Annotated in this window: 14 protein-coding genes and 2 pseudogenes; all 16 read right to left on the bottom strand. The window is 40.8% G+C overall.

Annotation, left to right across the window (positions count from 1 at the left end; translation table 11 throughout):
- Window positions 1-310 precede the first annotated feature (310 nt).
- On the bottom strand, window positions 311-1,588 hold the full coding sequence (locus DOT_RS18325) for an O-antigen ligase family protein (protein ID WP_009621957.1): 1,278 nt from the start codon (window positions 1,586-1,588) through the stop codon (window positions 311-313).
- Window positions 1,589-1,609: 21 nt separating this feature from the next.
- Window positions 1,610-2,503, bottom strand: coding sequence for a glycosyltransferase family 2 protein (locus DOT_RS18320; RefSeq protein WP_009621955.1), 894 nt, complete (start codon window positions 2,501-2,503; stop codon window positions 1,610-1,612).
- 12 nt (window positions 2,504-2,515) lie between these two features.
- A complete protein-coding gene (locus DOT_RS18315) occupies window positions 2,516-3,742 on the bottom strand; it encodes a glycosyltransferase (RefSeq protein WP_009621953.1) in 1,227 nt (408 codons plus the stop codon).
- Entirely contained in the window at window positions 3,735-4,868 is a 1,134-nt protein-coding gene (locus tag DOT_RS18310; protein WP_009621951.1) for a glycoside hydrolase family 99-like domain-containing protein, read from the bottom strand. Before DOT_RS18310 ends, DOT_RS18315 begins: the two co-directional genes overlap by 8 nt.
- Before the next feature lie 105 nt (window positions 4,869-4,973).
- Complete coding sequence (locus DOT_RS18305) at window positions 4,974-5,411, bottom strand: acyltransferase (RefSeq protein WP_009621949.1); 438 nt, start codon at window positions 5,409-5,411, stop codon at window positions 4,974-4,976.
- Between the two features lie 32 nt (window positions 5,412-5,443).
- A complete protein-coding gene (locus DOT_RS18300) occupies window positions 5,444-6,574 on the bottom strand; it encodes a glycosyltransferase (protein ID WP_009621947.1) in 1,131 nt (376 codons plus the stop codon).
- Between the two features lie 47 nt (window positions 6,575-6,621).
- Window positions 6,622-7,122, bottom strand: coding sequence for a glycosyltransferase (locus DOT_RS18295; RefSeq protein ID WP_009621945.1), 501 nt, complete (start codon window positions 7,120-7,122; stop codon window positions 6,622-6,624).
- Between the two features lie 37 nt (window positions 7,123-7,159).
- On the bottom strand, window positions 7,160-7,609 hold the full coding sequence (locus tag DOT_RS18290; protein ID WP_009621943.1) for a UDP-N-acetylglucosamine--LPS N-acetylglucosamine transferase: 450 nt from the start codon (window positions 7,607-7,609) through the stop codon (window positions 7,160-7,162).
- A gap of 12 nt (window positions 7,610-7,621) precedes the next feature.
- Window positions 7,622-8,233 carry a dTDP-4-dehydrorhamnose 3,5-epimerase gene (gene rfbC / locus DOT_RS18285; RefSeq protein ID WP_009621940.1) on the bottom strand — a complete coding sequence of 204 codons (612 nt, stop codon included), beginning with the start codon at window positions 8,231-8,233 and terminating at the stop codon, window positions 7,622-7,624.
- A 23-nt stretch (window positions 8,234-8,256) separates the two neighbouring features.
- Window positions 8,257-8,463, bottom strand: coding sequence for a maltose O-acetyltransferase domain protein (locus DOT_RS32480; protein ID WP_009621938.1), 207 nt, complete (start codon window positions 8,461-8,463; stop codon window positions 8,257-8,259).
- 2 nt (window positions 8,464-8,465) lie between these two features.
- Window positions 8,466-8,690, bottom strand: a complete 225-nt coding sequence (locus DOT_RS32475) for a hypothetical protein (RefSeq protein ID WP_050809910.1) — start codon at window positions 8,688-8,690, stop codon at window positions 8,466-8,468.
- A 192-nt stretch (window positions 8,691-8,882) separates the two neighbouring features.
- Entirely contained in the window at window positions 8,883-9,536 is a 654-nt protein-coding gene (locus DOT_RS18275) for an acyltransferase (RefSeq protein WP_157998487.1), read from the bottom strand.
- Between the two features lie 9 nt (window positions 9,537-9,545).
- Window positions 9,546-10,460: a dTDP-4-dehydrorhamnose reductase gene (rfbD, locus tag DOT_RS18270; RefSeq protein ID WP_009621932.1), complete on the bottom strand. Its 915-nt coding sequence runs from the start codon at window positions 10,458-10,460 to the stop codon at window positions 9,546-9,548.
- A gap of 41 nt (window positions 10,461-10,501) precedes the next feature.
- Window positions 10,502-11,520, bottom strand: a pseudogene (rfbB, locus tag DOT_RS18265) (dTDP-glucose 4,6-dehydratase).
- A 30-nt stretch (window positions 11,521-11,550) separates the two neighbouring features.
- Window positions 11,551-12,447, bottom strand: a complete 897-nt coding sequence (gene rfbA, locus DOT_RS18260) for a glucose-1-phosphate thymidylyltransferase RfbA (protein ID WP_009621928.1) — start codon at window positions 12,445-12,447, stop codon at window positions 11,551-11,553.
- Window positions 12,444-12,712: pseudogene (locus DOT_RS31960) on the bottom strand (hypothetical protein); the annotation flags it as partial. The gene rfbA and the pseudogene DOT_RS31960, both read right to left, overlap by 4 nt.
- Window positions 12,713-13,088: the final 376 nt, after the last annotated feature.

The following is a 13,088-nucleotide window of genomic DNA, read 5'->3' as shown; positions in this document are numbered from 1 at the left end:
TTTAGTATTGATTTTGTCTTGGAGGAACACTCAAAGGGGTTCGATAAAATTTCGAAAGGTATAAAGCTCCGAGTAAAAAGGCGACCGGTACAAAGAGTATGAATTATAAGAGAAAAGCAAGGGGCCGGGAACCTGTCCGGAACAGGACCAACGGGAGCCGTTCCGGCGAGTAGTAACGGACAAGAAAGCCCATGAAACTGCCTACTATATCGGCAGCGTAGATAATGTTACCAATTTTGATAAGGCGCAATTCTTATTATCCAATCCACCTTCTCTTCTCTACCTAAATCCATTCTGCGAAATCAATTCGCTATTTTTCAATAGCTCTTGCCATTCGTAATTGGTAATATCTAAATTCCATATAAGCAATACAAATTGGAAACAATAATATAACAGCAACACTCATATTAATCAAACTGACAGAAGTTGCCACGCAATAACATAAAATGCCTAGGCAAAAAGTATTATATTGAAGAGCATTTTTCTTTTGCATCATAACTACAATATAAATCATTCTAATAATGTATGTACCATATATCATTAGACCAAAGATGCCCAACTGAGCAATAATGCCAACAATACCTGTATCAGAATAACTCGCTATTCCTAGCGGGCCATTTGTAATATATGAATACCTTTCTGGAGCCGCAAATCCACTACCAACAAGAGGATTATTAAGGAAACAACTCCAATAGTATGGGTAGGCATACAATCGAGCTAAATTACTGCTCATTTTAACGTTGCTGCTATCATTTATAAATGACCTTAGCAATTCTTGTGCATAATTTGTATTTAAGATAGCAATTAAAACCACACATGCTATCAATACATTTCTCAAAACTCTAACCGGATTTCGTGATTTAAAAGTATACATAATAATACATGATGCAATAATCACCACATCATATGCACGAGTCTGTTGTATTGCCAAAAGACAGAACATACCCAGCGCAAATTGTATGTAGTTCAATGATTTACCTTTCTTCTCCAATATAACGCTAAAATTGTATACAATCATAAAGTTAGGAATACTTATAAGGCTAATCCGAAGTAAGTTTGTGCTCAAAAATCCAGTCCAACTCAAATCGATACCACCAAAAAACACTATTCCTTTATATGCGTACAACATACTTTGCGTAAAAACCAAGATATACCAAGCAAATGAATAAAGGTTCAATGCTTTAGATATTTTCTCTTCTCCATTTTTATATGAAAAAACAGCGACAAAAACGAGTGCTAAAATCACCAAGTAATAATGGTGTGCCAAACTGAAAGTTCTTATAATAGTCTGCTCATTATACATGAATACAGAACACAGCATAACAAATGTTACTGAAATACATGTTGCGATGGTAAAATGAATTAAGAATTTAAATTTCGAACCCAGCTTTCCATATTTTACAAGCGTGATAAGGAAAGCCACAATTGCAATAAACAAAATTATTTTCTTTGATTCCGTACTATTGTAGGAAAGTATGGAAGCTGGCAAGCTAAACAATCTATCCCAAGGAAAATCGAGAAATAAAATGATCATCAATATACCTCTAATCAGGTCGATATATTGAATTCTTTTTTGTATTCGGATCATTAGCTACGCCCTCCTTTACTCCTATTTTAAAAAATCGTATTGCCCCATAACACCTTTTGAGAAATCTCTCAGTGCCTTTAGTACATACTTGCTGTTAAGCCGTCCTCTAGCTACATCTTTAAAACGCATATAGAGAAATTTTGCATAACCAAGCATCTTTCTCTTCGCATATTTCCTAATAACAATCATGGAATTTCTGACATAGTAATACTGGTTCACTGCGCTTCTCTCCCCAGTAGATGCGCTCACTTTGTGGTAAATCAAAGATGAAGGAATATACAAAATTTTATATCCGCTCAATAGCACTTTTGCACAATAGTCCGTATCTTCACAATACAAGAAATAATCCTCACTCATTAACCCAACCTTTTTAATTACTTCGGTTGGGATCAGCATAAGGCATCCTGTCGCAAATGTTACTAATTTTTCCTCATGACTGCTGCCATTTTCCTGGACAGTGTAGTGCCTGCAGGTACCAGATTCAAAATTGAACTCTCCACCGCAATACCAGGCTGTGTCAGGATCGCTATAATAATTGATTTTACCAATAGTTATTCCAATGTGTTCCTGCCTCTCTGCAGCATCAACCAGCTTATTTAAAAAATCTGCCTCTACAACCGTATCATTGTTAAGCAGCAAATAATACGCAGGCTCGAACTTCTCGCTTTGGCGTATACCATAATTGTTCCCTCCGGAGAAGCCCAAATTTTTACCCGTTTCAAAGTACCTAGAGTTCTTTTTCAGGAATTCTATTTCATCTGTCGATGGTTTCGTTGTAGACCCATTGTCCACTACAACAATTTTATAATTAGAATAGGTTATTTTCTGCAAACTCTTTATGCATTCAACCGTATCAGAAAAGCCATTGTAATTTACAATGATAATTGCAACCAGCTTATCTTTGTTATCTTGCAAGTCCATTCTCCTTTAGGCATTCTTGGAATCAAGAATCAGTTCAACTACTCCATCAACATCCTTTGCTCTCTTCTTCTGAATTTCTTCATAGCGTCTTCTTATATGACCCTTCATCAGACGCTTATACTCTTTATCAAAACTCTTAAGAATAGCCTTATAAATTGACTCCTCACTATATGGGTCGAAATAAACAGCTGCATCAGAACATACCTCAGTTATAGATGCGGCTGTTGAACATAACGGAAGTGTTCCATATTTCATTGTCTCTATAGGCGGAAGTCCAAAGCCTTCCAGTACCGACGGGTATACAAATGCATGTGCATGTTTATAAAGAATATCCATATCAATTCGGTCAATATACCCTTTAAAAATAAACCGTTCTTTGTGTCTGACTAAACTCTCAAAATATGAAAGCGTGTACGGAATAGCTCCCAAAACAACGACTTTCATATTAGAGCCGCTGTGCTTATCAAAGAAGGTGTCTAACGCACGGATAGCAATCGCATTATTCTTGTTCCACCTGTTGGCACTACATAGCAGGAAATACCCTTTTTTCTCTACACCGTATTTTTCTAAACGTTCCATCTCGTCATCAGGGAAAGTGTTCGAAATCAACGTCTCCGGTGTATAGAAAACCTTAATTTTATCGGGGTCAATTCCCTTGATATAATACACAATTTCAGCCTTGGTACTGTGTGAAACCGTATAGGATATCTGATTTTCGGTCAAATGAAAGATTTTTTTATGCTGTTCAATTGCTGCCTGCTTATCTCTACCAACATTCAGATATTTCAAAATTCTGCGAATTAAGTCCTTACCATCATTTGCAAAAAACTTTTTGCCGTATACTTTACGGTAAACAGATGCCTGCTCAATTGTGCTCAAATCATGTACACCAGCAACAACCCGCTGTTCTTTTTTTAGTTGCAGATCAGCGTACTTCGGATGGCAGATTGGGAAAAAGACGGTGTCAAAACCACCGCCATTTATGATCGACTCTAACTCGCGGTTATTGGCAAAAAACCGTTTTGTTACAGAGTACTTCTCACAAATCGCACTTACAGTTTCATTTTCCCCTTTTGTCTTGCTTAATAAGACTTCAATCGCTACATTTTCCTTGCACAACAGGTCAAACAAAAAGACCCCATATTCTCCACCGCCGTTCACTTTTGTATTTGTCTGCGGCTGTGCAGCGGAAATATCAATTGCCAGCTTTTTCATCGTTTTCCCTCTAATCATTCTGTGGAAACTCATTGTTTTCGAGCAGTGCAGCCCGGATGGCCTCCAGATAGCCATATTTATATTCTTCATCTGGTTCAATATAACCACCCTCAGCCCACTCGTTCCAGGCAAACATAAAAATTATATCTTTATGATAAAAATTCTTTGCTCTCTTAATTTGCTTGGAAAGATACTTCTGGAACTTTTCAGGCGTCGCTCCCATATGAATCGCGCCACGAGTAGGACGTCTCGGTGTATTATCCCAATCAACATATGCGCCCGGAACACATTTTTCGGACACAGGGTTGCGTTTCAAAATATTACCCCACATCTCGTCATAATCAAAATACTTAAGCCCGCTATCCAGCGAAACACGCTCAATATTTATGTTCGTATGCATGTTAAGGTAGCATTCAATCACTCGTTTGATTTTGCGCAAAAACTGATGTTTCTGATGTGTCGCATCCCGCACTGCATATGCTGGTTCATAATGGATGTTAATATCATAGCGCGAATCGTCAGGCATTGTCAGCTGATTCTGGTACAACGCTTGATACGCAAAGCAAATGCCCCGGAACCCAACTTCCTTCGCCATCTCTTGAAAATAATCAAGCATCTCGTTCATATTGGGAATGATATCCGTTTTATACATAATAAACAGCGGTTTGCCATCGACTTTAATATAACGCTCGTCTTTAAAGAAAGGAAGCAGATAGTCAAAGTGTTCCCTCCACTCTTTTGGTCCACCGTATCTTTGTGCGATTAGAACTTTCGCTTTTTCCGCTACCCAACCATTTGTCCAAGGCTCATTTGCCCAAGAAAGGCAAAAATGGATATCTAGACTTTTATCGTTAAGCAAATGCTCAACAGGTTTTTCCAATAGAAGCTTACCATTAAACCAATAATGATAAAGACTCCATCCATATACGCCATATTTTTTAGCAAGGTCAACCTGCCAGCGCATAGTCGCTGGATCAGACAAATCGTAGTAGTTGTTATTCAAAGGTATACGAGGCTGATAATGTCCCTCAAACAGTGGTTTTGCTTTTTTCATGTTTACCCATTCAGTAAAACCCTTGCCCCACCACTCATCATTCTCCGGGATGGAGTGAAATTGAGGAAGATAAAATGTAATGATTTTCATCGCCTTGCTCCTTTATATCTAATTCAAACGAAACACTCTTTTTAATTCCTGCTCCTTATTCTGCTGCAAGTTCTGCAAATCGAAGCTGTCTATTGTCATAAAGTTTTAAATAATAATCCTCGGTTCGCATGATAAATTTGGCTGGTACCCCCCCCCCAAAACTTCTCCAGGGGGTATGCTTTTTGCTATAACACTGCCAGCCGCAATAATACAATTATCCCCAACTGTTACGTTAGGGTTAATAATGCTATGGCAACCAATGAAATTATTGTTTCCAATAACGATAGTACCAAATTTAAGAAACGGGCTTTCCTCAGAGTACAGTCTGTCTAAAACCCACCGTCCTCCATCATGAGTTAAAAAGGTGCAGCCAAAGGAAATACGATTATTATTACCAATTTTAATCAGATACGGTTCTGATCCGAAACATGAGTGATCCACAAAGCTGTTTCCGGTTCCCACTATGACGCCTTTCTTTTTGGCATACTTCACTGGATTGTTGAAATAAACCAACCTCCAGAAGCATTTTTTCAATATATTCATAATGTCACCTTCATTCAATTCTTCCCTTTGTTTTAAAGGAAATGCTTATATAGGTTCTGATATTTCTTGCTCATAATCTCCGCAGTAAAATTATTCATGACTGCTTTATAACTGTCCGCGCTCATTGAACTCAAATCATCATCCAACATACTGTCAATTTCAGATGCCAGAGCACCAACATCCCCCAGTTTGTAGTATCGTCCAATTCGCATATTCACGCTAAACAATTCCATATGCTGTGGGATATCAGATAGCAACACAGGCAATCCAGCGGCCATTGCTTCAAGCACACCATTAGGTAACCCTTCAGATTTGCTGCTTGACAGATAAACATCAGAAGCATGCAAGTAGTCGATTACATTGCTAACTTCTCCCCGGATAAGCACGTTTGCATGTTTCCTATAATTATCCACTAAGCTCTGCCTGTTGATACCATCACCGAGAAGTACCAACACAATCTCAGACGACCGTGCAGAGTGTAGCACACTCTCAATGGCTTCCTGCTGATTTTTCCTGTCAATCAAGCGACCGCTGTATACAAAGATGATTTTGTCATCAGGCAAAGCCAAGGCTTTTCTAAGCGCTGCTCTTTTTGACAAATCTCTCTTTGAATACTTGGAAACATCAACGCCATTACAAATAAATCCAATGTCAAGCTGCTGCTTCTTCTTATACATATCTGTAAGACTATTTGAGCAGGTCACAACAGGTTCTCCTTTGCTCATTTGCTTCCTGATTAATTTCATATCCATATCTGCCAAAACAGGCCCAATCTTTTTTCCATACTGATCAGGATAATCTTCATAGCAGTAATTGCGCAGCGTAACAAAATGTACGCAGTCTTTATATCCTAAAGTCATGCGGTATGGTGGGATACCAACTCCCTGAACAATATCCGGCTTGATTTTCTTGAGAATATTCCCTACGACGACTTTACCATAGAGTATGCTCTTGACCTTGTTCATCCCCGCCTGATAAATTTTTATATTCGTTTTTCGGTACCCATCAAACATCGTATTATTTTCTTCTTCTGGGAACATCGTAATTAGGGAAGCTTCAAATACGCCTTTATCCAGATTTCGAATTATATTTAAGGTTTGATTGATTGGACCTGTTTTCTTACAATTTGTCACCACAAATGTAACCTTAATTTTCTTTCCCATCTCATTTCCCCCACAACTATTTCAAGCGATTGCTGTCCAGGACTGAATTATTTACCAAATATAGATTCGACCATTTTTTTAAACTCATCATTAAACTGCGCATTATTGCTCTTGATCCTAGCTGGCATATTTTGAGCTATGGTGTCATAATTTAAAATCGTCTGCTCAAGCTCATCCATCTGTTCAACAACAATAATGTTTCCTTGACGTTTTACTACCGCATTCGTAAATTCAACCTGATGATTGTTAATATGCTCACCATATTGCTTCATTCTCGGTACGACGATAGGAATTTTACCAAGCTGCAAAGGCATGATGAAACTGGAAGGGCCTCCATGTGTAATCACAATTCGTGCATTATTTACATTTTTAATCATTTCCTGATATGGATACAACTTGCTCCACTGGCAATATTTTGGTTCATAGGTGCAAAATCCTGTTTGCATAATGACATCTTTATTAATCGCACCTTTTTCTTTCATTTTATCAATGCACTGAATCAATCGATTAAAGGGCTGCTCGTGCGTTCCAACCGTTACAAATATCATTTTCATCACGCGCCTATTATTTTATTTATAAGTAATGTTAGAAGATGCTGCCCAAATTTACAGCATTGGGATACACTTTTTTCATTTCTTCCCACTCAACTACAAATTTATCAACAATGGGATAAACCATTCTTCCAGTCATTGTGGGTTTATCTATACGATCAAAGACCTCTATGAAAATTAGTTTCGCACCAAATAGCTTACCAAGATAGAAAAAAGGCACAGCTACAGCGGCACCCGATGAAATAATCAAATCTGGCTTCTCGGACCGAAGAACCTTCCATGCAAGTCTTGTATTAATAATCAATGCTTTCAGGCTTCTATTTGTCGGGAAATAGCACGGATACATCTTTTCTTCGTGCAGGAGACTCTGTGCATCTTCTTTATCAAAAGTTACCCAAAATCGCTCTTTATCCTTCCAAAACGGTTTAAGCATATATAAATGTGTCAGATGCCCTCCTGAAGAACCTACTAAACATACTTTCATTTTTTCTTCCTTCTATACCACTGAAAACTTAAATGTATACTTCAACCCCAGCCACCTCTGGTCTTTATCACTGAGATTTAGCTTTGCACCATCTTCTAAGTGATAACCTTCAGCACTGGCTGTCCCCAGATACTCACCCACAAGCTGCGACCACTCGATACCGATTTCAGGATCATTCCAAGCAAGGCCGCCCTCATCGCCAGGATGATAGAAGTCAGTTACCTTATAACAGAATTCAGCAATATCACTGAGAACCAAAAAGCCATGAGCAAAGCCCTCAGAAATATAGAACTGCTTCTTGTTCTCCTCTGTCAGCTCCACACCGTACCATTTCCCATAGGTCTTGCTGCCAGAACGCAGGTCAACAGCCACATCGAACACAGCCCCCTTGATGACACGCACCAGCTTGCCCTGCGGATACTGCTTCTGGAAGTGTAAGCCACGGAGGACCCCCTTGGTGGACATACTCTGGTTATCCTGAACGAATGCCATGTCCAGTCCGGCTTCATACATATCATTCTGGTTATAGGTTTCCATAAAATAGCCACGGCTGTCGCCATGTACAGTCGGTTCAATTACATATAGACCCTCAATCGGACACTTTGTTACTTTGATTTGTCCCATTTACCGTTTTCCTCCGATTCTTATCATTTATTCCAATAGAATTCTTCCAGTTCTTTTCTTGTGGAATTCCAGAAAGGTTCATCAGAATTTGCTCTTTTACGCGCCAGTTCTTGCACTGACCCGATTACTTTTGCCGGATTACCACCGACAATTGTTCCTTCTGGCACATCTCGCGTCACAACAGCTCCACCGGCAACAATAGCATTAGGCCCAATTGTGACGCCGGGCATAATCATTGCCCCCCCCCGATACACACGTCGTCTAATACCTCTATTGTTTCAAAATGCGGCACATACTTGCCATATTTTTTATATTCAGCATGTTCATTAAACATCTGAGAAAAAATGTCGTGTGTCACAAAAGTAACTTCCATTGCCACACGCACATTATCATTAATGCTCACCAGGCAACCATCTGCCGGTAAGCTGGTCGGCTGAAAATAAAAATTTTGACCCATGTGGTGGAGAATATTATGCTTTCTTAAATAGTCAGCTCTCCAACGTCCATCTTTATTTCTGTAAATTGTTTTCAGAAATAAAGATGGAACTTGTTAATTAAGCGTTTTTTTCAATGTGTTGTTTTCACGATTTTTATCAAAGCTGAACATCATTTATCCCCAGCCATTTTTATCTGAATAATTTGTATTGATTCATCTTTTCCAGGTAACTCTATCTTTTAGCACTCTCTGATTACTTCCTATAATGGTGTTTTCCTTTACAAATGTTCCTGAAATCACACTACCGGCTGCAATAACTGTGTTACTTGGAATACTGCTTCCTTTAAGAACGGTACATCTGCAGCCAACCCAAACATGGTCTCCAAATTTGATTTCCCTTGGTTCGTTCACAGATTTCTCCAGCTTTTCTAATCCATAGATTCTGTGAAGATCAGTGTCCATTACTAATGTGTCCCAGGAAAGCAGGACGTCATCTCCAAAGGTTATGCCTTTCTTACAAATCAAGCTACTATTAGCGCTTACTGTAAAATCATTTCCCAAATGCAACTTTCCATGATTGGATATTCTAGTGCCCTGTCCAAGAATTGTTCTGTTTCCAACGCTAATCGTGCCGCCATTTTGCCAAATACTTTTTTCGTATTTGGTATCAAATATGCCAACGGTCGGAAATCCAATCTGGATGATAAATCTTCTGGGTTTATCTCTAAATTCGATTGTTCCGCCGAGTTTTTTAATATGAAGGTTTCTTGCTGCTAAAATATAGCAACGCAATACCCCTCCCCAGCCAAAATAGTGATAATTCATTCGTAAGGTATTTATTATTCCGATATTTAATAATTTACACATATCCATGAGTCAGCCCTCAATTCCTTTCAAATACCGACTCAACGCATCCTGCCAGGTAGGCAGCGGCTCAAAGCCATTCTCCACCAACTTGTTTTTATCCAGTCGGCTATTAAACGGACGGGCAGCCTTAGACAGGCCATATTCCTCTGTGGTAACCGGGATTATATAGTTCTTAAGACCCGCCTGTTTGTATATCTCACAGGTAAAGTCATACCAAGAGATATAACCACCTTCGTTAGTCGCATGGTAGTAACCGTACTTTTTGGTCTCAATCATATCTACCAGCAGACGGGCCAAGTCATATGTATAAGTAGGAGTACCAATCTGATCCTTGACTACACGGACAGTATCATGAGTCTTACCAACGTTCAACATCGTCTTAATGAAGTTATTGCCATTGACCCCGAACACCCAGGCAATACGAACGATAAAATACTTATTCAAATTGCCGGACACAGCCAGCTCGCCCTCCAACTTGGTCTGGCCGTAGACATTCAACGGTTTATAATCCTTGCAGTCCGGCTGCCAAGGCTCGGACCCCTGGCCGTCAAACACATAATCAGTGCTGATATAAACCATCTTACATTTCAACTTCTTGCAGACTTTAGCGATTTTCTCCGTTCCACCAGCATTGATGGCACGGGCTTTCTCAACCTTATCGTCATCTTCGGCCATATCCACAGCAGTCCACGCCGCGCAATGAACCACCACATCCGGATTCATCTCTGTGATAGTCTTCTCAACCGCGGCTTTGTCTGTAATATCCATCTGGACATAGGACATTGTCGTAACAGCAGAGCCGTCTGCAACTCCGCAATATGCAGGCGCAATATCACTGCCAATGCCCACATATCCCCGCTTTTCCAACTCATTCATCACATCGTGTCCAAGCTGACCAGCTACACCTGTTACTAATACTTTCATTTCAATTACCTCCACACTTGAACACAATCGTTCAAAACTGATTAGCGGTTCCCGTACATCTTCTCGTAGTAGTTCTGATATTCGCCAGAGATAATGGTTTCCCACCACTCACGATTGTCCAGATACCACTGGATGGTCTTTTTGATGCCGTCCTTGAACATCGTCTCAGGCAGCCAACCTAACTCATTATGGATTTTGGTCGGGTCTATGGCATAACGCATATCATGGCCCTTCCGATCAGTTACATGGGTAATCAAGCTATCCGGCTTACCTAATTCCTTGCAAATCAACTTTACAATGTCAATGTTCTTCATCTCATTGTGGCCGCCGATGTTGTAGACCTCACCGACACGACCCTTGTGGATAATCAAATCAATTGCCTTGCAATGATCCTCCACATACAGCCAGTCGCGGACATTCAAGCCCTCACCATAGACAGGCAGTGGCTTGTCGTTCAGTGCATTGGCGATCATAAGAGGAATCAACTTCTCCGGGAAGTGATACGGTCCATAATTGTTGGAGCAGCGGCTAATCGTCACATGCAGACCATAGGTGCGGTGATATGCTAGAACCAGCAGGTCAGCGGCAGCCTTGGAGCTGCTGTATGGAGAACTGGTGTGGATAGAGGTTTCCTCACTGAAGAACAGGTCGGGACGATCCAGCGGAAGATCACCGTAGACTTCATCAGTAGAAATCTGATGATAGCGAGTAATGCCGTACTTACGACAAGCATCCATCAGGGTCGCAGTACCCATGATGTTGGTCTGCAGGAAGATACCAGGGGCTTCGATGGAGCGGTCCACATGGGATTCCGCCGCAAAGTTAACCACAATGTCAGGATGCTCTTCTTCGAACAGCTGATAGACTGCCTCCCGGTCACAGATATCTGCTTTCACAAAACGGAAGTTGGGATTCTCCATAACAGGAGCCAGTGTGGACAAATTACCAGCATAGGTCAGCTTATCCAGGCAGATAATCTGGTAATCCGGTTTTTTTTTAGCATGTGGAAAATGAAATTACTTCCGATAAATCCGGCACCGCCGGTTACAACCATAGTCATGATTTTATTTCCTCTCTATTTTAAAGATTCTCAATACAACACATCGATAAACTTGCCATCCAGAACATCCTTCAGGTACTGGCCGTACTGGTTCTTCTTCAGTACCTCGTAAACTGCCAGAACATCCTCACGGCTGATCCAGCCGTTCAGGTAGGCGATTTCCTCTAAGCACGCAATCTTACGGTGCTGGTGGGTCTCAACAGTTTTTACGAAATTAGTGGCTTCGACCAGGCTCTCATGCGTCCCGGTATCCAGCCAGGTGAACCCCTGCCCTAGCAGTTCCACATTCAGGTCGCCGTTCTCCAGATAGATACGGTTTAAATCAGTAATCTCTAACTCTCCACGGGCGGAGGGCTTCAGGTTCATTGCATACTCCACCACGCGGTTGTCATAGAAGTAGAGACCGGTTACGCAGTAATTGCTCTTAGGCTTTGCAGGTTTCTCTTCGATAGAAACGGCATGTCCATCCTTGTCAAACTCCACTATGCCAAACCGCTCCGGGTCGTCCACGTAATAACCGAACACAGTTGCGCCTTTGCCAGACTCTCCATTCTCGGCAGCAGCTTTTAGGCGCTTTTTCAAACCATGACCGGCGAAAATGTTGTCACCCAAGACCATAGCCACAGTGTCATTACCAATAAAATCAGCGCCAATAATAAATGCCTGCGCCAGTCCATCCGGAGAGGGCTGAACAGCGTAGGTGAGACTCACCCCAAACTGATGCCCGTCACCGAGCAATGACTTAAATCGCGGAGTGTCCTGTGGTGTAGAAATGATCAGAATATCACGAATGCCCGCATTCATAAGAACAGACATCGGATAATAAATCATTGGTTTATCATAAATAGGAAGTAACTGTTTCGATGTCACTTTGGTTAGCGGATACAATCTGGTGCCTGATCCACCAGCTAAAATAATTCCTTTCATGCTGCTACCTCCTCATCAAACACGCTTGGAATATCTCGAGTGTAAACCTTGTCTTTCACATCGTCCAAACAGCTATTATAGCGTTTGCAATGATGGCATCACATTTTTTCTTGAACTCATTGAGATCATTGACCACAACGCTATCGAAAAAGATCTCGCCGTATTTCAGTGTCGGCTAATAAATAATCACAGTGGCACCTTTTGCCTTAATCCGCTTCATGACGCCCTGAATGCTACTCTTTCAAAAGTTTTCGCTGTTACTCTTCCACTGACTTTTCACTGCCAGCGCCCCAGCTGTTATTCGCCTCATAATAACCAGTGCCTGCTACAGTAATATTCAAGTCGTTATTCATACACATAATTCCTCTCTACCCCATCACATGACAGATGTTCTCAAAACTCTGCGTACCACTCAGCAAACTTACTCAGACAATGAGATCCACACGAAAGTCCGTAAAATATTAGCATTTTCACCAATCCGCACCGGCTAGAATTTCAATGTACACCCTTAACACCGTAGAAAAATGAGGTTATCAGCATCTAAGCCCTTTGACACAAAAGTAAAACTCCGGGGTGTTTTCAGGTGTCTCTAGCACCCATCAGGATGCCACTAATAATTGAGTAGACATTAATCGGTGCCT

This window comes from Desulfosporosinus sp. OT, from assembly GCF_000224515.1.
Taxonomy (GTDB): Bacteria; Bacillota; Desulfitobacteriia; order Desulfitobacteriales; family Desulfitobacteriaceae; genus Desulfosporosinus.
This window is presented reverse-complemented; position numbering and strand designations above follow the sequence as displayed.